This is a genomic window from Actinomadura mexicana, assembly GCF_900188105.1.
Classification (GTDB): Bacteria; Actinomycetota; Actinomycetes; order Streptosporangiales; family Streptosporangiaceae; genus Spirillospora; species Spirillospora mexicana.
In genome coordinates, this window is record NZ_FZNP01000001.1 from 248,351 (window position 1) to 268,452 (window position 20,102).

The window sequence follows — 20,102 nt, forward strand, 5'->3', positions numbered from 1 at the left end:
GGAGGCCGGGTTCTCCCGAAGCGACCACGCGAACCGACCGTCAGGAGAACGACATGCGCGCGATCGTCATCACCCGCACCGGCGGCCCGGAGGTGCTGGAGGCGTCCGAGCGCCCGGCCCCGGAGCCCGGGCCGGGCGAGGTGCTGATCGACGTCGCGGCGGCCGGGGTCAACTTCATCGACGTGTACTACCGGACGGGCGCCTACCCGCAGGAGACCCCCTACACGCCGGGCGTCGAGGCGGCCGGGACGGTCGCCGCGGTCGGCGAGGGCGTCCGGGAGTTCTCGGTGGGCGACCGCGTCGCGTGGGCGAACGTGCAGGGCGGCTACGCGGAGAAGGCCGTGGTCCCCGCGGACAAGGTCGTCCCCGTCCCCGGCGGGGTGAGCCTGGAGGACGCGGCGGCGTCCCTGCTCCAGGGCATGACCGCGCACTACCTGACGAGGTCGACGTATCCGGTCCGGGAGGGCGACACCGTCCTCGTGCACGCGGCCGCGGGCGGGATGGGGCTGCTGCTCACGCAGGCGGCCGCGTCCCTCGGCGCCCGGGTGATCGCGACGGCGTCCACCCCGGAGAAGGAGAAGCTGGCGAAGGACGCGGGCGCGGACGCCACGATGGGCTATGACGGGTTCCCCGAGCGGGTGCGGGAGCTGACGGGCGGCGAGGGCGTCGCGGCGGTGTACGACGGTGTCGGGGCGCCCACGTTCGACGGGAGCCTGGCGAGCCTCCGGCGGCGCGGCACCCTGGCCCTGTACGGGGCGGCAGGCGGCCCGGTCCCGCCGTTCGACCCGCAGCGCCTCAACCGGGCCGGGTCGGTGTTCCTGACCCGGCCGTCCCTCGGCCACTACGTCGCGACGCGCGCGGAACTGCTGGAGCGCGCGGCCGACGTCCACGCCTGGGTGGAGTCCGGGGCCGTGAAGGTCCATGTCGGCCGCCGCCACGACCTCGCCGAGGCCGCCGCCGCGCACGCCGATCTGGAGGCGAGGCGCACCACCGGCAAGCTCCTGCTGATCCCCTGACCGTCCCGCCCGGCGCCGCCGCCTCCCCTAGGCTGGCCCGGACAGACGATCTTCCAAGGAGCGCCGCCCCCCCATGACGACGTACGCCGCCGGACCGCTGGAGCACGACGAACCCCGCGTCCTCGGCCCGTACCGCCTGCTCGGGCGCCTCGGGCGCGGCGGCATGGGGACGGTCTACCTGGCCGCCGAGCCCGACGGCCGGCGGGTCGCGGTGAAGGTCGTCAACCGCGAGCTGGCCGGGGAGCCGGCGTTCCTCGCCCGGTTCCGGCGCGAGGTGAACGCCGCGCGGCGCGTCCACCGGTTCTGCACCGCGCCCGTGATCGACGCCGAGCTCGACCAGGACCCGCCGTACATCGTCACCGAGTACATCGACGGGCCGAGCCTGGAGAAGGCCGTCCGGGACAAGGGGCCCCTGCCCGGCTCCGACCTGGAGGGCCTCGCGGTCGGCGTCGCCACCGCGCTCGCCGCCATCCACGGCGCCGGGATCGTGCACCGCGACCTCAAGCCCGCCAACGTCCTGCTGTCCTCCACCGGCCCCCGCGTCATCGACTTCGGCATCGCCCGCGCCCTCGACGCCCCCGACGGGCCCACCCGCACCGGCCAGTTCGTCGGGACGCCGTCCTACATCGCGCCCGAGGTGCTGCGGGGCGAGCCGGTCGAGCAGGCGTCGGACGTGTTCTCGTGGGGCTGCGTCGTCGCCTACGCCGGGACGGGCCGCGCCCCGTTCCAGGGCGGCACCGTCGCCGAGACGTTCCGCCGCATCGAGCACGAGGAGCCCGACCTCGCCGGCCTGGACCCGAGGCTGCGCGACGTCGTCGCCGCCGCGCTCGGCAAGGACCCGCGCGACCGTCCGACGGCGCGGCGGCTGCTCACCCTGCTCGTCGGGCAGGAGAAGGCCGACCTCACCCAGGCCGTGGAGACGATCTCGGCGTCGTGGCGGGGACCGGATCCGGCCGCGGAGCCGGCCGCCGCCTCCGATCCCGGCGGCGAGCGGCCGGCGGCCGTCGAGGTTCCGGCGCCGAGGCCCGCGCCGGAGGCCGCGCCCGCGGCCGTCGCGGCGCGCGAGCCCGGTCCGGGCGAGGACACCGTCCTCGTCGACCTGCCGTTCCCCGCCGCCTGGCGCGGCCCGCGGCGCTGGTTCACCCTGCTCAGGGGCCTGCTGGTGGTCCCGCACCTGGCCGTGATGCTGCTCATGTACGGGGCCCTGGTGGTCGTCATGCTGCTCAGCTGGCTGGTCATCCCGTTCACCGGCCGGTATCCCCGCGCCCTGTACGCGCTGGTCGTCGGCTGCCAGCGCTGGTCCAGCCGGGTCGTGGCGTACGCGTTCGGGCTCACCGGCGAGAAGCTGCCGCCGTTCCGCACCCTTCCGCGCGCCCGCCGAACGCATTGAACGCGGTGACGGCTCCGCGCGTCCGATTCACCGCGGACCGCTAGGGTTCTACCACAAAGACTCCCGAATCCCCTCAGGATCATGATGACCACGCACGCAGGAGAGAACGGCGAGACCCTGCGCCCCGACGACCCCGGAGAGCTCGGCCCCTACAGGCTGGTAGGGCGGCTCGGCCGGGGCGGCATGGGGACGGTCTACCTCGGCGAGGACCGCGCCGGGCGCCGCGTCGCCGTGAAAATGATCAACCGGGAGCTCGTCGGCGAGGGCACGTTCCGGGAGCGGTTCCGGCGCGAGGTGACCGCCGCGCGGCAGGTCCGCCGGTTCTGCACCGCGCCCGTGATGGACGCCGAGCTCGACACCGACCCCCTGTGGGTGGTCACCGAGTACATCGAGGGCCCGAGCCTGGAGAGCGCCGTCGCCGAGCGCGGCCCGCTGCCCGGCTCCGACCTGGAGGGCCTCGCGGTCGGCGTCGCCACCGCGCTCGCCGCCATCCACGGCGCCGGGATCGTGCACCGCGACCTCAAGCCCGCCAACGTCCTGCTGTCCTCCACCGGCCCCCGCGTCATCGACTTCGGCATCGCCCGCGCCCTCGACGACCCGGACGGCCCCACCCGCACCGGCCAGTTCGTCGGCACCCCGAACTACCTGCCGCCCGAGCTGCTGCGCGGCGAGCCGGTCTCCCCGGCCTCCGACGTGTTCTCGTGGGGCTGCGTCGTCGCCTACGCCGGGACGGGCCGCCCCCCGTTCGCGGGCACCACGGTTCCGGAGATCTTCTACCGCGTCGTGCACGAGGAACCGAGGCTGGACGGGCTCGACCCCGGCCTGCGCGACGTCGTCGCCGCCGCGCTCGACAAGGACCCGCGCCGGCGGCCGACCGTCCAGGAGCTGCTCGGACGGCTCGTCGGCAACGGCCACGCCGACCCGGCGAGGCTCGCCGAGACCGTCCAGGCGAGCTGGCACGGGCCCGCGAGCGAGCCCACCGGCCGGACGCGGACGGCCCAGGCCGCCTTCCAGCAGCCGACCCCGCCGCCCGCGCCGCCCGGCGCCACCCGCCAGGACGCGCGTCCCGCCGCCCGGCCGAGCGGCGGCGGGCTCCCCCGGCGCCCGCTGATCATCGGCGGCGCCGTCGTGGCCGTCCTGGTCGTGCTCGCCGTCGTCGGGTTCCTCGCGCTGCGTCCGGACGGCCCGCCCGACAACGTCGCCACGACCTTCAGCGACGACTTCTCCAGCGACAGCTCCGGCTGGGGCACCTTCACCGGCCAGTACACCTACACGAACAGTTCCTACCGGCTCCAGTCCTACGGCACCACCGGCTCGACGGGGCGGGACGTGCCCAAGGACGACTTCGCCCCCGACCCGATGCTGGCCACGGTCGGAGCCAAGGTCGTCCAGGGGTCCCCCGACGCCGAGTTCGGGCTCACCTGCCGCTCGTCCGACAACGGCGAGAACGGGTACAGCCTTCTGATCCGCAACGACGGCAAGGGCGCGGTGCTCCGCAAGATCACCAAGGACCGCGGGACCAAGGAGCTGGCCGCCCCAGACTCGGTCCCCGGCTTCGCCGAGGGCGAGTCCAACAAGCTCCAGATCGCCTGCGAGAGCGGCGACGAGGGCAAGCAGGTGCGGCTGCGGCTCTGGGTGAACGGCCACCAGGTCATCGACGCGACCGACACCGACCAGCCGCTCGGCAACGGCAAGGCCGGCCTGCGGGTCGAGCGGGGCGGCAACGCCGCGCAGCAGATCATCGTCGACTTCGACGACTTCGACCTGTCGAAGATCCTCGGCTAGGCCGGGGGCGGGTCAGCCGGGCAGGTAGCCGTTCGTCCAGCGGGTCAGCTCCGCGAAGACCCGCGTGCGGGCCGGTTCGGCGGACAGCACCAGGTCGTGCAGGCCGCCGTCGATCCGCACGAGCGTGACATGGCGTCCGATCCGCGGCGCCCATCTCGCCATGTGCTCGACGTCCAGGACGGCGTCGGCCCCCGTCACGTCCAGCACCCTGCGGGTCGGCCGGACGCTGCGCGTCGACGCCATGACCAGCACCGGCACGTCGACGTCCAGGCCGCGGTGCAGGCGCAGCTGCCCCCGGCGCACGGCCGCCAGCCACGCCGCCCGCACCGGGAACCCGGCGAGCGGCTTCCAGGAGAGGTCGAACTCCCACTCGCCCTCGTGGTCGCGGTGGATGCTGCGCGGGTACCGGTCGGACACGCCCGCGGGCAGCTTCGCCCTGGGGAACCGGGGACGCAGCGCCCGCGCCAGCCCCGCGCCGACCTTGCGCATCACCAGCGGCTCGGCGATGTCCAGGAACGGGCTGTTGAGGAACACGCCGTCGACCAGGCCCTTGCCCCTGGCCCTGTCGGACCACAGGGCGGCGACCAGGCCGCCGGTCGAGTGGCCGTTCAGCAGGAGCGTGTCGTGCCCGTCCACGTCGCGGACGATCCGCACCGCCTCGTCGATCTCCGGGAAGTAGTCCGACAGGCTCTCGACGTAGTTCGGGGTCTGGTGCGGACGCAGCGAGCGCCCGTACTTGCGCAGGTCGAGCGCGTAGAAGTCGAAGCCGAGCTCGACGTAGAAGTCGGCGAGGTGCCGCTGGAAGAAGTAGTCGACGAACCCGTGCAGGTAGAGCACCGCCCGCCGGGACGGGTCGCCGCCGCCGCGGCGCCGCACGAGCGTCGCCACGACCTCGCCCTCGGCGTCCCGGCCCATCGGCAGCTCGATCGCCTCGTATCCGGGGCCGAGCACGTCCGCCGTCACGTCCACATTTCCTCCCGCTCTCCGGTGAACTGATGCCCCATGATCGGGCGTCAAAGAGACTGACCGTACGACAGACTGGATCACAGCCCACCTCCACCCCCCCGGGAGTCGAGCCATGCAGGCGCCCCTCCGCGACCGAGACCCGCGGCTGCTCGGCCCGTACGTGCTCACCGCCCGGCTGGGCCGGGGCGGCATGGGCACCGTCTACCTCGGCGAGGACGAGTCGGGGCGGCGGGTCGCGATCAAGGTCATCAACGCGGAGCTGGCCGACGACGAGGCGTTCCACGACCGGTTCCGCAGCGAGGTGACGGCCGCGCGGCAGGTCAGCCGGTTCTGCACGGCCGCCGTCCTGGACGCCCGCCTCGACGGCGACCCGCTGTACGTGGTGACCGAGTACGTCAACGGGCCGTCGGTCGAGGAGGCCGTCAAGGCGGACGGTCCGCTGCGCGGCGGCGACCTGGAGGCCCTCGCCGTCAACATCGCGACGGCGCTGGGCGCGATCCACGGCGCCGGGATCGTGCACCGCGACCTCAAGCCGTCCAACGTGCTGCTGTCCCCGACCGGGCCGCGCGTGATCGACTTCGGCATCGCCCGGGCGCTGGACGCCACCGAGGGTCCGACCAGGACCGGCCAGTTCGTGGGCACGCCCGCCTACATCGCCCCCGAGCTGATGCACGAGCGGGAGATCACGCCGGCCGCCGACGTGTTCTCCTGGGGCTGCGTCGTCGCCTACGCGGGCACCGGGCGCGCCCCGTTCGGCGGCGGGACGCTCCCGGAGGTCATCAGCCGGGTGACGTCCGCCGACCCCGACCTGGACGGCCTCGACCCGGCCGTCCGCGATCTGGTGGCCCGCTCGCTGGCCAAGGAGCCCGCCGAACGCCCGACGGTGAAGCAGCTGATCCAGGCGCTGACCGGCGAGGACGAGCCGCCCGCGGCTCCGCCCGCGGTCGCGCCGCCCGCGGTCGCGCCGCCCGTGCCGGAGCCGGCACCGGAACCGACGCCTGCCCCTGCCCCTGCCCCTGCCCCTGCCCCTGCCCCTGCGCCGACGCCCGCCTCTGCGCCGAAGGCCGCGCCTGCGCCTCTGACGAGCGTCGACTCCGTGCCGCCGACGCGTCCGGTCGGCGCGCAGATGCCGGCGGCTCCGGCGAGGAAGCCGTCCCCGCACCGCAACCAGGGCCTGCTCATCGTCGCGACCGGCGCCGCCGTCGCCGTCGCCGTCGTGATCGGGGCCCTCAACCTCCCGGGCGGCGACGACGCCCCGGACGCCTCGGGGCCCGGCGCGGCCGCCGTCCTCGGCGACGAACCGCCGGAGGTCAAGGACAAGATATTCGACGACAGGTTCAACGACGCGGACTCCGGCTGGAAGACGGCCGCCACGCCCGCGGGGGACGCGTCCTACCGCGACAGGAAGTACGAGATCCAGGTCCTCCCGGCGACCACGCGGACGACCGTCGACGCACCGGCGGGCCGGATCCCCGAATCCCAGCTCATCGAGGCCGAGGTCACGCCGAAGAACGCCGAGGGCGAGGCGGGGGTGTACTGCCACGGAAGCTTCGGCTACGCGTTCCTCCTCCGCTCGGACGGGCGGGCGCGCATCGCCAGCCTGTCCACCTGGAAGACGAAGACCGTGACGACCGGCACCGCTTCCAAGCTTCGCGACGGCAACCGCCTCCAGGCCGCCTGCGTCAAGCGCGAGGACGGCAACATCGATCTCGCGATGTGGGTGAACGGAGAGCCGGTCGCCTCGTCCGCCGCCACCCCGCCGAGCAGTGCCCCCGGACGGAGCGGCCTGCTCGTCGTCCGCTCCGAGGGCGCCACCGGACGGCCGCAGGCCGTCTTCGACGACTTCGCTCTCTGCGAGGTCTGACCCTCTCCGGCGTCATCCGCGCAGGTCACCAGTGGCTGCGGCTGCGGTGAGGACAGGGGGCCGGCTCAGTCCTTGCGGCCCGTCGCCGCGACGGTGACGCCGAGACCGATCATCATCAGGCCGCCGGTGCCGCCGATCGCCGCGAGGCGGCGCGGCGAGCGGGCGAACCAGGCGCGGGCCGTCCCCGCCGCGATCCCCCACACGCTGTCGCAGCAGAGCGCGATCAGCGCGAAGATCGCGCCGAACACCATCATCTGGAGCTCGACGTGGCCGTTCTCGCGCACCACGAACTGCGGCAGGACGGCCGCGAAGAACACGGTCGTCTTCGGGTTGGTGATCCCCACGAAGAAGCCCTGCAGCAGCGCCCGTCCCCCGCCGCGCTCCGCCTCGCTCCCGGCGATCGCCTCCTGGAGCGAACGCCGGTGCCGGATGGCCTGCACCCCGAGGTAGACGATGTAGACCGCGCCCACGATCTTCAGGGCGGTGAACACGACGACGGAGCGTTCCACGACCGATCCGATGCCCACCGCGACCGCGCAGGTCAGCACCAGGGCGGCGAGCACCCCGCCGATCACCCCCGCGAGCGCGGTGCGCCGGCCGTGCGCCAGCGCGCGGCCGACGACGAACAGGACGGACGGCCCGGGGATCAGGATGATCGCCAGCGCCATCGCGGAGAACGCCAGAAGCTGATGAGTCGACACCATGCCCCGCAGAGTACGCATTCCGGTCATGGCGTCCCACCCGATTTCCCGGGGCGAGGCTCAGGTGGTGAGGACGTCCCAGGCGCCGCCGCGGCGGACCAGGAGGTTGTGCGTGAGCAGGCTCCCGGCGGGGACGTCCCAGACCGGTTCGGCGCCGTCGTCCGCACGGTCCTCGGCCCACACCTGCGCGACCGCCCAGCGGAGCTTGTCGACGCCGTCCGGGTGACCGGTGCCGGACGCGACGAACACGTCCCGCGCGGGCGCCGCGACGACGAGGTCGCCGTCCACGTCCTGCGCCAGCTTCTCCAGGAACCCCTCGTCCAGCAGCAGGCCCGACTCCAGGCCCCCGCCCCGCGCGGACGCGCCCAGCGACACCGTCACGGCGCGCACGTCCGGGTACCAGCTGAGGCTCAGCTCGGGACGCAGGTCGCGCAGGTTGATCACCGCGTGGTGGCGCAGCTCGCTCTGCGCCACCCCGAGGTCGGCGCAGTGCCGCCGCGCCACGTGCTCGTAGCGGCGGCCGGAGGGGGCGCCCTCGTCGGCGATCTCCAGCGCGTAGGTGACGTACAGGTCGGCGGCGAACGGGTCGCGGATCGGCTCCTCGTCCGCCGGGAGCGGGAACTCCAGCTGGACCTCGGCCGGCACCCGCGCCTTCATCAGCGGGACGATCAGCTTGGACCGCGGGTCGGTCACGGGGTGTTCCTCCTGGTGCTCGGCCTGCGTGCGCCTGTCTTCACGGGTGGATCACCTTACCGCCGCGGAGGGCGGCGCCGGGGCTCCGCCGGGCGGGACGACGGGCAGGCCTCCCGGCGCGCCGCGCTCGATGATCCGCCACACGGCCCCGGTGTCCAGGTGCTCCTCGACGAGGTCCCCGAGCGCGTCCAGGGTCGCCTCCCTCAGCGCCCCGAACGACACGTCCGGGGCCGGAACGAACTCCCGTTTCGCCGATCCGGCGACGTCCGCGAGAAAAGCCCTCCGGAAGCCGTCGTTCTCCATCACGCCATGCCAGGTCGTCCCCCAAACGGCGCCTTTCCGGCATCCGTCGAGGAAGGGCTCCCCTTCCACGGTCACGATGCCGTGATGTATCTCGTAGGCATGCACGGTCTCCCCGTAGGCGCTCCCTGTGGGCCGCCCGAGGGTCTTCTCCTTCTTGAATTCGACTCTTGTGGGAAGAAGGCCGAGCCCCTTCACTCTCCCGTCCTTGGACTCGACATCGTCCACGATCTCCTCGGCGAGCATCTGGTGACCGCCGCAGATGCCGAGAACCGGGCGTCCCTCTTCGGCCCTTCTCCGGATCTCCTCGGCCATTCCCCGGTCGCGAAGCCACGCCAGATCGGCGACCGTGGCCCGGGTCCCCGGAAGCACCACCAGGTCGGCCTCGGCCATATCGCCGGCACTCGCCGCGTACCGGACGACGACGCCGGGCTCGCAGGCCAGAGCGTCCAGGTCGGTGAAATTGGAGATGCGCGGGAATCTGACGACGGCGATGCGCAGCGTCTCCTTCCCGTAGGGCCCTTTCGCGTCGGGCCTCGGCGCGTCCATTGCCAGGGTGTCCTCGGAATCGAGGTACAGGCCGAGTTTCCAGGGCAGCACCCCCAGCGTCGGCCGCCCTGTGAGCATCGCGAGCTGCTCCAGCCCCGGCGCGAGCAACTCCTCGGCCCCCCGGAACTTGTTGATGACGAACCCGGCGACCAGCGCCTGGTCCGCGGGCTCCAGCAGGGCGACCGTGCCGTACAGCGACGCGAAGACACCGCCCCGGTCGATGTCGCCGACCACCACCACCGGCAGGTTCGCCGCCCGCGCCAGGCCCATGTTCACGATGTCGCCGCCCCGCAAGTTGATCTCGGCAGGACTCCCGGCGCCCTCACACACCACGACGTCGTACTCGGCCCGCAGCTCCTCAAGGCTCTCCAGCACGACGCCCTTGAGCCGTTCCTTGTGCGCCCCGTACTGAAGGGCGTCGACCTCCGCCACGGGCTTCCCCAGCACCACGACCTGGCTTCTGCGGTCGCTTCCCGGCTTGAGCAGCACCGGATTCATCAGCGCCGCAGGCTCCACCCCCGCGGCCTGCGCCTGCATGTACTGCGCCCGCCCGATCTCCGCACCGTCGCTCGTCACCATCGAGTTCAGCGACATGTTCTGGGCCTTGAACGGCGCGACCTTCACCCCCTGCCGGGCCAGCCACCGGCACAGCCCCGCCGTGACGACGCTCTTCCCCGCGTCCGACGTGGTCCCCGCCACCAGAAGCCCGCTCACCGCACGCTCCAGACCACGGCCGCCGCCGCGAACGTCACCGCAGCCGAGAGCCGGACGGCCCTCCGGATGTCCCTGACCTCGGGCGCCCGCCCGTCCCCCATCTCCGGCCGCCGCTCGACCCGTCCGCCATAAGCGTTGGCACCGCCCAGCCTCACCCCGAGCGCCCCGGCGAAAGCGGCCTCGCACCGTCCGGCATTGGGACTCGGATGCTTCGCCCCGTCCCTCCTCAGAACGCGCCAGGCCTCCCGCCCCGAACAAAGAGCGACCAATCCCCCGGTGACCCTCGCCGGGACCCAGTTCGCGACATCGTCCAACCGCGCCGCCGCCCACCCGAACCGCTCGTACCTCGGATTCCGGTACCCGACCATCGCGTCAAGCGTGTTCACGGCCCGATACATGAGCAGCCCCGGGATTCCCGCCACCGCTCCCCACACCAAGGGCGCGATGGACGCGTCCGACGTGTTCTCGGCCACCGACTCCACCACCGCACGGCTCAGATCGCGAACGTCCAGCCCCCGAGGATCCCGCGCGCACAGATGCGAAAGCCGCTCCCTGGCCGCCCCCACATCTCCCCGCTCCAGCACCTGCGCCATGTAGAGCCCTTCACGCCCCAATGACGTCCCGCCAAGCACGGCCCAGGTAACCCCGGCAGTTACAAGGCAATGCACCACGGGCCGCCGGCTTACCCGCTCAAGCGCAACCCCCGCGACCCCGGCGCCCCCCACCAGAGCCCCGACATAGACAACGCCCCGCCAGCGCGAATCCCCATAGACCCGGCGCTCCACCGCAGACGCCACCCGACCGAACCCGGCCACGGGATGCCACCGCTTCGGATCCCCGAGAACGGCGTCCAGCGCGACCCCGAGAACCAGCCCCTCACCAGAGACGCGCATCGAGCTCGTCCCAGTGCCGCTCCAGCCAATCCTGAGCCCGCCGTATCCGGGGCCCAGCGCCCCCCTGCCAGATCCGCGCCCATCCCCCACCGCGTTCGGCCCTCCCCCGCATCGCCCGATAGGACCGCTCGAACCTCACCCGCGCCGCCGGCAGCACCTCCCGCCGCCGCTCCCGGTCCAACCCGTAGGCATCACAGAAGATCCGCAGCCTACGTCCCACGTCCGCCCCGTAGAGCACGGCGTCCCGATCGGCCGGATCCTCGATGGGCCCCCAGTGCCGCAACGCGGTGACCACGTCGAACACCCGCGTGGTGGGCCGCGCGAGGTCGAAGTCGATCAGAGCGACCGGCCGCCCGCCCCGAAAGACCACGTTCTCCGGCGTCACGTCGCAATGCCCGATGACCTCGGGCTCCCCGTCCACATTGGACGTCTCCGCGTCCCACGGCGCCCCCACCGGCGCCTCGTACGACGCGACCGCGTCGTGGTACCGCCTCAGCAGCCGCCCCACGCCCCGCAGCACGTCCTCCGAGACGACGGACGCCTCCAACGGCCGATGCGGCACCTCCCCCGGCACCCAGCTGAGCACCTCCCGCCCCAGCTCATCGACCCCCAGCACCCGCGGCGCCTCGAACCCCACGTCCTCCAGATGCCGCAGCAACCCGTGGACCGCCGGACTGTGCGCGCGCAGCGGCCTCCGCACCGTCTCCCCGACCCGCACCACACCCTCCGACACGTCCCCACCGGAGAGCGGCACCTCAATGTTCACCGCCACAGCACCCCAAGATAGAACCCCCGCCCCAGCGGTAAGGACGTAATGGAGGTGGAGACGGACGACGTGCACCCTTACACTGTGACCCGGCGTCCCGCCGGGCGCCGAGCGCCCGTAGCTCAGCTGGACAGAGCATCGGACTTCTAATCCGACGGTCGCGGGTTCGAATCCTGCCGGGCGCGCAACAGCCTGACCTGCAGTCTTACCACTGCCAAGATCCCAAATACTGCCCCGCTTCGCCCCCGTGTTCGCTCGATGTTCGCTCGGATGTCGCGACCTGTCGCCGCCACCCCTGCGACCCGCTGCGATCACCCGTCCAGCCGCCGCTCGGGCCACATAAACCCGGCGGTACCTGGAACGCCGCCACGCAAGCGGTTGTCGGCCATCCAACCGCTGGCCGGGTCACCGTGTGGCTCCGGCGCCCGCACCGGAACGACTCGGCCGCGGACACCTGCGCGGCGAATCTGATGATCAATCCGTGCAGGTCATCGCCTCGCCGCCCCGCCACCGGACGGCACAGCCCGGCGCTGCCGTGTCGTCCGGGTCTGGCTCAGTGCGGGCGTTGAGGATGACGGCGGATTGGCGGGCCAGGTCGGAAGTATGTGGAGCCTCTGACGGGGAAGGGACGTTGTGAGAGACCAACCGCCCTACTGGGGATTTTTTGATGCCCGAGGCTGCCACTCCGTTTACGATCAAGCATTGGTCTGCGGCCACGGGTCCGCCGCCGGAAGAGACTCAGTGAACTACCCTGGTCGCCAAAACATCTGGAGAACTGCGCTGAAATCCTGCCGAAGCGTTCCAGCGCGCCCTAGCCATACTATGGAGGATGCATGGACGTGCGATTCTCGATCACGGGAAGCGACCGTGCGCCGGAGCTCGAATCGCTCGCTGACTGGCTCAGAGGAGAACCAGACCTTGCGGGCCGGGTTCGATTGGACGCGCCACGACCGCGCCCTGGCGAGATGGGATCGGGCGGTCGACACCGTGATAGTGGCGCTCGGGTCGGGCGGTGCCGTGTCCCTTCTCGTGGACTCACTCAAGGTGTGGCTGACCCAGCCACGCCGATCTGATATCCGTCTGGTCATCCAGCGCGAGCAGGATCAGAAGATCGAGATCGACGCACAGCGTGTGGCCCGCGAGGACGTCGAAGGCCTCCTCCGTGAAGCGCTCTAGGCGGAGCGGCCGGAGTAGGCGATGCGGCTGCCCGATCCCGACCGGTCACGTCTCGTCCTGCTAGGCACCACGCGCTATGCCGATGAGCGCCTGCCAGATTTGCCCGCCGTCGGGCAATCACTGGCGGACCTGGCCCGTGTACTCACCGACCCCAGGAACGGGATCGTCCCCGCAGACAACTGCACCACTGTCGTTGACGAGGGCGACATCCGTCGGCTCGGCCGCACACTCAGATCGTCAATGTCGCAAGCCGAGGATCTACTTCTCGTTTACTACGCCGGACACGGCCTTGTTGGCGGAAAGCGCCATGAGTTGTACCTCGCTCTGCCTGACAGCGAGTGGGACTCCCCCGAGTTCAACGCCCTCGAATACGAGAAACTTCGCAATGCGATCCTCGACAGCCCAGCCTCCAGCAAGGTCGTCATATTGGATTGCTGCTTCTCTGGCCGAGTACTGGCGGAGTTGATGTCCGATCCTGTCACGTCGGTGCTTGGACAGATCGACGTCCAGGGGACCTACGTGCTCACCTCCGCCCAGCGTGACCAGGTCGCCCTCGCCCTACCTGGTGAGAAGCACACGGCCTTCACCGGACGGCTCCTCAGCATGCTCGAGACCGGCATCGAGGACGGGCCCGAGTTTCTCACCATCGAGTCCCTCTATCAACGGCTACGCGCCGTCATGAAGGCCGAAGGCCTACCCACCCCCGAAAAGCGCGCAACCCGGACCGCCGAACTCATTGCGCTCACCCGGAACCGAATACCCCCTGCTGCCGAGACGCCGCACTCTCACAAGTCGAAAGCGGTGGAGTCGGAGCAATTGGAGACGGCCTGGGATCCGTTTCGCCGGGATCGTGGCAATGTCGAGAACGAGTACACGTCGTTCGAGGCCCATCGTCGGCTCTACTGGATCATCACGGCGTTGTGGGGAGTGCTCGGAGCCGGCCTGATCGCCAGCTCGTTTCTTCCGGACATCGCGCTCGGCTGGAGAGCCGCGCTCAGCGTGGCCAGCACTATCGTGCTGCTGCTTTGCGTCGGGTTCTTCGGCATGGCCAGGAGGCCGCTGCGGCTGGAAATCGGGCGGCAGGGTGTTCAACTTTTCGCGCGGAGCGGCACATCTTGGCTGCCCTGGACAGTTCTCGACAAGGTGACGATCGAGCGCATCGGCGGAGTCCATCACATAGTCGCCATGTTGGAGGAAGCTGAAATTTTTCCCGATTTCGACACCTTCGGCGGCGGCCCTAGGTACCTGGAGCAAACCGGAAGGCTGGACGTCTGCCCGATCAGCGTCCTTCGCGCTGGCCGACACGACGTTGCTCGTGCGCTGTTCACTTACGGTGGCGGCCGTTATAGCGCGGGCGCCCCGTCCCGTCCGCCGATCGATATGTCCGGCGAGCGCTGGGACGACGTCCTGGCCACTGCGAGAGCGGTCGAGCAAGATAGGTGCCAGCGCGCGGTCGACCGGCGCTTCACTGACCGCGAGCAGGCGGCCGTGGCGAGAGACGCCTTGATGCGCGAGCTAGCGGTCTTCCGCGGTGAAGAGGCGACACCGCATGTCCGCCCCTGGGTATGGACCACACGCTCAGGCGGAGGGCCGCTCACCGAGCACGGTCGGCAGACTGGCGTTGAGTTGCGCCTGTCGTACTACAAGGAACTCTAGATTCTGCGAATATGCGCCATCACTTATACTCCCTAAGCCGCATATGCCTCCCGCGCTGCTATGGCGTCATCGACAGGTGACTTCAGTGCAGGAACCTGTGCTCGTCAGGGGCTTGCCGCCGGGCCAGATCCTTGATCTTGGCTTTGGCCGCCGCGACATGCGTCTGATGCTCGTCCACGTGCTCGCCGTCCATTCGGGCGAGAAGCGCCTGCAAGCGCTCGCGACGGTGGGTGCCGAAGATCTCACGGTTGAAGAACTCGTTCAGCCCCTCCATCAGCGGCTCTTCCCGCACCTGGATCACGGCGGGATGCCCACCGGGCAGGTACGCAACGGGGGGAACCTCAGCCATCCCCCATGCAGCTCTATACCCTCCTTGGCGACAGGCTGCGTGCTAGGTGACGTGCCATCTGGCTGTACTGGCCACTGTCAAAGAGGAGCCAGATGCCGATCACCAGGGTGATCAGGGGCGCGGTGAACATTACCGCGGCGATCCGGTTCTGGTTACGGGTGTGCGCGCCGAGCGCTCTGATGAACTCCTCGGAGTGCTCGCTGGGGATGGGCCGGGTGCGATAGGTCCTCTGGGTACGCAGGTCGAGCCTGAACCTGCGCCAGGACCGGTCGCCCATACTCTCAAGTACCTGGGAGGCGGCATCCGCGGACAGGAGCCTCCTCGCCTCGATCTCCGGCCAGTTCCGGTTCGCGCTCATGACCCAGCCACAGCCGGCCGCGAACAGAAGGGCGGGCGGCACGGACAGTTTGAGGCCGTCCCACACCCCTAGATTGTTGATCATGTACTCGGTGGGGAGGATGAGGATCAGAACGATCGCGGCGATGATGAGGGCGTCCTGGAATAGGTTTCTCCACGGCGGCAGTTCCGTGAGGTGGCGCTGCCCGCGCCCGGCGGCTCCGCCAAAAAACGTGACTAGGGCGATCATTAACGACACTGCGACCAGAGCGAGGAGAAGGGCCTGCACCAGCCCTCGGCTGCCACCATCGGTTCGGGTGCCTGCGGTCAGGATCCACAGGACGGTGCTGCTGGTCAGCAACGCCAGGCTTAGCGTTGGCACCAGGTCGAGCGGGCCGAAAACCCGTCCCTGAAGCAGCCAGAGGTTGTTGACGAGGCTGTTCAGGGTCCAGGCTGCGGCGACCAGTGCGGCGGCGAACGCCGTCGGCGTGACCAGCGCCGTGGCCGTTTGCCGCCCGGCGTCTGCCAGCAACAGCGCGCTCAACGCCAGCGATGCGGCCACGGTCGCGGTCCACACGGCCCATCGCGGCCCCTGGGCGGTGGCCTTTGACGCAACGGCGAAGATCGCGACTGCGAAGACGACGCACAGGATGGCCGCGACGCACACCACCAAGTCGTGCCGACTGAGCGGTGCGGAGGCGGGAAGCGCAATCCCCGGGTTTGAGGCCAGGGCGAGAGCGAGGGTGGCCATCAGCGACCCGAGTGCGAAAAGGCCGATGAGCACCAAGGCCAGAGTCGACCGCCCGACCTGGTTCGGGGTGAGGCGCTCGCTGTGCTCGGAGGCCTCCTTGGGGACGCCGAGGATTAACTCGCTGTATTCCTTCATGCCCTTGGTCGCTCCGGTCAGCACGAAACCGACGGTCACCGCGAGCCCCGGCGCCCAGGCCGCGACAGTGGCGGGGGCCGCAGCGAACCACGCGGCGGTGGCGGCAACGGCGAAGACCCCGACGCACAGAACGTTGAACATCAAGGCGCCTTTCGCTTCGCGCCCCAGAAACCCGATCATGTGCGCGGTGAGCAGAAGAACGGCACCGACGGCGGTCTGCGCAGTCGCAGCCGCGTCATGGCGCGCGAGTTCCTGCGACAGCAACACCCAGGCGGCACCACAGATAGCCGCCGTCGTGAGGCCTCCGATCAATCGGTCCACCAGCGTCACCGAACTGCTCGCCGCTAGCAGCAGCAAATCGAAGAGGAGTGCCAGCGCGGCGGTGGTGAGCGCTGCTGCCACGGCGACGATGACGGGTACGCTGTACGGTCCTGGACCCACGACGAAGGCGGACCCGGCCCCCGCGGCCGCGAGCCCGACCAGCGCGGGGCGCAGCAGGATTCGCCATGATCGCCCCAGTGCCAGGACCGTCAGTCCTCCGGTCAGCGCCAGGGCGACTGCGGCGAGCGCCAGCGAGCTTCCCGAGGCCAGCCCAATGGAGGCCGCGGTGCTGTCATGGACAACCAGGACAAGGTAGGTACCGACCGTCATGAACGGAACCGGCGCGTACGGCCCGGCCACGGGCGCCGTGCCGCTTCTGTGTCGCTCAGCGCGAACGCGTGCGATGGCGAGCACGGTCAGCGCGGCGGCCAGAGCGGACATCACCACGAAATAGACCGCGTGCCACCATCCGGCAGCCGTGAAATAACCGGGGCGGGGAAGGGTCCAGTTGACTCGCGGATGGAGGTCGCCGAGCCAAATCGCCTGGACCGCGACGGCGGCGGCCCCGGCCATCCCCGCGGCGGCCACCGTCAACGCCCTCTCATTGAACGCCGGGGCACGCGATCTGATGACCCCGACGATCACGAGTATGGTCGCCGGGATGAGGAGCGTGTCGCCCAGATAGGCGCTGGGGAAAGCGTTCAGGCCGGGAACTCCTGGCGCCGGCTCGACGAAGACTGCCCACACGGGGAGCACAAGCCCGGCCAGCAGTACCAAGGCGGGAACCAGCAACCATCGCCTCATGGATTCCCACCCAGTGAGCTGCCGCGCTCCTTGCGGTTCATGACTGCCTCCTCATCGGGCGAGCGCCCCCGAACCGTCGGCCGAAGACCGAATCGATCGGACAGGAGCCTGATGGTCTGGATGAGTTGGACGTCGTCCTCTGCCCAGTCGATGGCCAAAGGGCCAGTCCTATAGCGGCCGAGCTCCGATCAGTACTGTGCTCGACTAGCCACCGTCCAGCCCGCTGCACGCGCGCTCGGGTGCGCAACGCAACGCCGGCGATGTGCTCGTTGTGGTGGATGGGACTTCGGCTTCCTGAAAGGCCCAGACCAGGTCAATGGGCAGTGCGGTGGAGATCGGCGAAGTGGGGGTTAAGGATGGCGGCGTCAGCCCGCGCTGACACCGGCGCGCTCCCTGACCGCGGGGACGAGCCCGGCTGGAAGAACTCCGCGGACCGGGCGAACGCGACGACGAGCTTACGAACAACAAGATCAGCCGCTCACGCGGCATCAACTCCCGTTCTGCTGGGCGCACGAAAAACGTTCACTGAAGCATCAGGTCTATGACCTGGCGCCTTGCGTTTCTCTGGCCATGGAGCCACTTGATGACCTCCAAAAAACTGCAAATCAGAAGCATGGGGGGCTCAGGTCCCCGGTTTGGTTGACAGAGAGGCGAATGCCGCCTTCGGGAAGCCCTTCGTCCGTCGACCACCTCACCAACGAGCAGGTCCGCAGCGCGACCGTCAAGCTCGTGCCCCGCTGAGCGGGTCCGCGTGGTCACGGTCCCTCCGCCAACACAAACCCCCGTGCACCATGATCGTTAATGGGCGAGGCGCTCGGCCGTGACAAGTAGCAGGCATCGGCACGGAACGACACGCGAACCGGGATCGATGGAGGCGAGGCGACGCGTTCTGACCATGACCGAGCGCTATGCGACCCGTGGGACGCTTGTTCTCCGGATGGCCGAGGCGTCAAGCTGTGAGCCGAGGAGAGGGGGCGGCGATGGAGCGGGCCGACGCGATGGTGCTGTTCGGGATCACCGGGAATCTGGCGTACAAGATGCTGCTGCCGGCGTTGTACCAGCTGACGGCGGACGGGGTGCTGGACCAGCCGATCGTGGGGGTCGCCAAGACCGACCTCGACCTGGCCGGGCTGCGAAGTCGGGCCCGTGAGGCCTGCGAGGCCAAGCACGACAAGGTGGACGACGCGGCGTTCGAGAAGTTCGCCGGGAACCTCCGGCTCGTCGCCGGTGACTACACCGACGGCGCCACCTTCGATGCGATCCGTGGCGAGGTCGGCGATGCGGGATTCCTCACTCACTATCTTGCGGTTCCTCCTTCGCTGTTCGCGACGGTCGCCGAGGGCCTGGCCAAGGTCGACCTGAACAGGAACGCCCGGATGGTCGTCGAAAAGCCGTTCGGCAACGACCTGGAGTCGGCGCGGGCGTTGAACGCCGAGTTGCTGAAGTTCTTCGACGAGGACCATCTGAGGCGCGTCGACCACTTCCTCGGCAAGGAGCCGATCGAGGACCTGCTGATGTTCCGGTTCGAGAACATGCTCCTGGAACCGATCTGGAACCGTCACTACGTCGACAACGTGCAGATCACGATGGCCGAGGACTTCGACGTCGCCGACCGCGGCTCGTTCTACGACGCCAACGGCACGATCCGCGATGTCGTCCAGAACCACCTTCTGCAGATCCTCGCACTCCTGGCCATGGACACGCCGCCGTCGACCGACGCACGCGCTTTCATCGACGAGAAATGGCGGGTTCTGCGCGCCGTCGAGGCCGTTGCACCCGGCGATATCGTCCGCGGCCAGTACGACGGCTACCTCGCCACCGAAGGCGTCCGTGAGGGTTCGACCACCGAGACCTACGCTGCGCTGTGCCTGCGCATCAACAACTGGCGCTGGGCCGACGTCCCGTTCTACATCCGCTCCGGTAAAGCACTGGGCACCACCGATCTGGAAGTGGTCGCCCAACTCCGCACCCCGCCCATCAGCTTCTTCGACGGCGCCCCAGAGCCCAATCTGATCCGCTTCCGCATCCAGCCCGATGCGGGGGTCACATTCGACCTGCTCGCCAAGGTCCCTGGACGCGGCAGCACCCGGCGAGTCCCGCTCAGCGTGGATTTCACCAAGGTCCTGGGCCCGATGGAAGCGGCCTACCAGCGCATCCTTACCGACGCGATGACCGGCGACCCCCGCCGCTTCGTCCGCTTCGACCTGGCCGAAGAATCCTGGCGCATCATCCAGCCCGTCCTCGACCTCCCCACCCAGCCCCTCCCCTACGCCAAAGGAACCTGGGGGCCGGACGAAGCCACCAACTTCGTCCCCGGCGGCTGGCACGAAATCTCCACCACCTTCGACTGACGCGTACGGGCCTGGATGGGGGCCCGAGGGTGGCGACAACGACGATGCAGAAAAGCCGCAAGACCGCCTCCCTCACCCGCGCCCAGTTAAACGCCGTGGCACGGTTCACCCCGACCAGCCAAACAGCACCCGAAATGTTGCCGTTCTCCCAATCCAGCGCCTCGAAGAACCTCGGCCACGGATCCAGACGATCAGAAGACTGTGAACCGGGACGGGATCGTCAGGCGGGCGCCCGATGGGGCGACCGTGAGCGCCGGTCTGGGGCGGATCCCGTACTGGATTCGAACCGGCGGCAGATTAAGCGCAGCGTGTCGGTGGTGGAGAGGCAGAACCGGGCGAGTCGGTTCGGCTGAAGGTCGGCCCACCACCTGCTTGGCGTTCATGGCCGGTCGGTGTCCACTGGCGCACGGCGGCCTCCTCCGCGCTGACGTCGCAAAGCAACTCGGCACTGTAGATGTGCCACTGCTTCTCCACTCGGACCGAGGCGCGCATCAAGATCGCGACCTGGATCGCCGACTTCTACAACACCAGCAGAAGATACAGCGCCAACGACGGGCTCGCTCCGATTGCCTTCGAGCGTCAGATG

15 protein-coding genes, 1 tRNA gene and 1 pseudogene are annotated in these 20,102 nt (G+C 70.1%); 9 read left to right on the top strand and 8 right to left on the bottom strand.

Annotated features, from left to right (window positions below; genetic code table 11):
* The first annotated feature begins 53 nt into the window (after positions 1-53).
* The 3 genes from CHC11_RS01085 to CHC11_RS01095 all read left to right on the top strand — a co-directional run bounded on the left by CHC11_RS01085 (position 54) and on the right by CHC11_RS01095 (position 4,191).
* On the top strand, positions 54-1,016 hold the full coding sequence (locus tag CHC11_RS01085; protein ID WP_089309657.1) for a quinone oxidoreductase family protein: 963 nt from the start codon (positions 54-56) through the stop codon (positions 1,014-1,016).
* Between the two features lie 73 nt (positions 1,017-1,089).
* A complete protein-coding gene (locus CHC11_RS01090) occupies positions 1,090-2,406 on the top strand; it encodes a DUF4389 domain-containing protein (RefSeq protein ID WP_089309658.1) in 1,317 nt (438 codons plus the stop codon).
* An 81-nt stretch (positions 2,407-2,487) separates the two neighbouring features.
* The gene (locus tag CHC11_RS01095; RefSeq protein ID WP_089309659.1) at positions 2,488-4,191 is read left to right on the top strand and encodes a serine/threonine-protein kinase; all 1,704 of its coding nucleotides are present in this window, start codon (positions 2,488-2,490) and stop codon (positions 4,189-4,191) included.
* Positions 4,192-4,203: 12 nt separating this feature from the next.
* Here the strand turns inward: CHC11_RS01095 and CHC11_RS01100 are convergent, their stop codons facing one another.
* The gene (locus CHC11_RS01100; RefSeq protein ID WP_245918646.1) at positions 4,204-5,154 is read right to left on the bottom strand and encodes an alpha/beta hydrolase; all 951 of its coding nucleotides are present in this window, start codon (positions 5,152-5,154) and stop codon (positions 4,204-4,206) included.
* Positions 5,155-5,269: 115 nt separating this feature from the next.
* Here CHC11_RS01100 and CHC11_RS01105 point away from each other — a divergent pair, with 115 nt between their 5' ends.
* Positions 5,270-7,021, top strand: coding sequence for a serine/threonine-protein kinase (locus CHC11_RS01105; RefSeq protein WP_089309660.1), 1,752 nt, complete (start codon positions 5,270-5,272; stop codon positions 7,019-7,021).
* 65 nt (positions 7,022-7,086) lie between these two features.
* Here the strand turns inward: CHC11_RS01105 and CHC11_RS01110 are convergent, their stop codons facing one another.
* Genes CHC11_RS01110 through CHC11_RS01130 form a run of 5 tightly spaced genes read right to left on the bottom strand, consistent with a single transcriptional unit; the run spans position 7,087 to position 11,643 of the window.
* A complete protein-coding gene (locus tag CHC11_RS01110) occupies positions 7,087-7,725 on the bottom strand; it encodes a LysE family translocator (protein WP_089309661.1) in 639 nt (212 codons plus the stop codon).
* Between the two features lie 57 nt (positions 7,726-7,782).
* Positions 7,783-8,415 carry a DUF1444 domain-containing protein gene (locus CHC11_RS01115; protein WP_245918647.1) on the bottom strand — a complete coding sequence of 211 codons (633 nt, stop codon included), beginning with the start codon at positions 8,413-8,415 and terminating at the stop codon, positions 7,783-7,785.
* 51 nt (positions 8,416-8,466) lie between these two features.
* Positions 8,467-9,978 (bottom strand): cobyric acid synthase, encoded by a 1,512-nt coding sequence (locus tag CHC11_RS01120; RefSeq protein ID WP_089309662.1) that lies wholly within the window; start codon positions 9,976-9,978, stop codon positions 8,467-8,469.
* Positions 9,975-10,871: a cobalamin biosynthesis protein gene (locus CHC11_RS01125; RefSeq protein ID WP_089309663.1), complete on the bottom strand. Its 897-nt coding sequence runs from the start codon at positions 10,869-10,871 to the stop codon at positions 9,975-9,977. Before CHC11_RS01125 ends, CHC11_RS01120 begins: the two co-directional genes overlap by 4 nt.
* Positions 10,855-11,643: a phosphotransferase enzyme family protein gene (locus tag CHC11_RS01130; protein ID WP_179278627.1), complete on the bottom strand. Its 789-nt coding sequence runs from the start codon at positions 11,641-11,643 to the stop codon at positions 10,855-10,857. The genes CHC11_RS01125 and CHC11_RS01130 overlap by 17 nt, the downstream gene beginning before the upstream one ends.
* A 105-nt stretch (positions 11,644-11,748) precedes the next feature.
* Here CHC11_RS01130 and CHC11_RS01135 point away from each other — a divergent pair.
* From CHC11_RS01135 to CHC11_RS01145, 4 genes and pseudogenes are all read left to right on the top strand, one after another.
* Positions 11,749-11,822, top strand: a tRNA-Arg gene (locus CHC11_RS01135).
* A gap of 648 nt (positions 11,823-12,470) precedes the next feature.
* Positions 12,471-12,551: pseudogene (locus tag CHC11_RS43745) on the top strand (hypothetical protein); the annotation flags it as partial.
* A 4-nt stretch (positions 12,552-12,555) separates the two neighbouring features.
* On the top strand, positions 12,556-12,813 hold the full coding sequence (locus CHC11_RS01140) for an effector-associated constant component EACC1 (RefSeq protein WP_143226873.1): 258 nt from the start codon (positions 12,556-12,558) through the stop codon (positions 12,811-12,813).
* Positions 12,814-12,834: 21 nt separating this feature from the next.
* A complete protein-coding gene (locus CHC11_RS01145) occupies positions 12,835-14,469 on the top strand; it encodes a caspase family protein (RefSeq protein WP_089309666.1) in 1,635 nt (544 codons plus the stop codon).
* 82 nt (positions 14,470-14,551) lie between these two features.
* Here the strand turns inward: CHC11_RS01145 and CHC11_RS01150 are convergent, their stop codons facing one another.
* Together CHC11_RS01150 and CHC11_RS01155 are read right to left on the bottom strand one after the other, a co-directional pair.
* Positions 14,552-14,770 carry a hypothetical protein gene (locus tag CHC11_RS01150; RefSeq protein WP_143226874.1) on the bottom strand — a complete coding sequence of 73 codons (219 nt, stop codon included), beginning with the start codon at positions 14,768-14,770 and terminating at the stop codon, positions 14,552-14,554.
* A 61-nt stretch (positions 14,771-14,831) separates the two neighbouring features.
* Entirely contained in the window at positions 14,832-17,153 is a 2,322-nt protein-coding gene (locus CHC11_RS01155) for a hypothetical protein (RefSeq protein ID WP_143226875.1), read from the bottom strand.
* Between the two features lie 992 nt (positions 17,154-18,145).
* On the opposite strand from CHC11_RS01155, the gene zwf reads away from it, so the two are divergent.
* Complete coding sequence (zwf, locus tag CHC11_RS01160; RefSeq protein WP_089309669.1) at positions 18,146-19,516, top strand: glucose-6-phosphate dehydrogenase; 1,371 nt, start codon at positions 18,146-18,148, stop codon at positions 19,514-19,516.
* Positions 19,517-20,102: the final 586 nt, after the last annotated feature.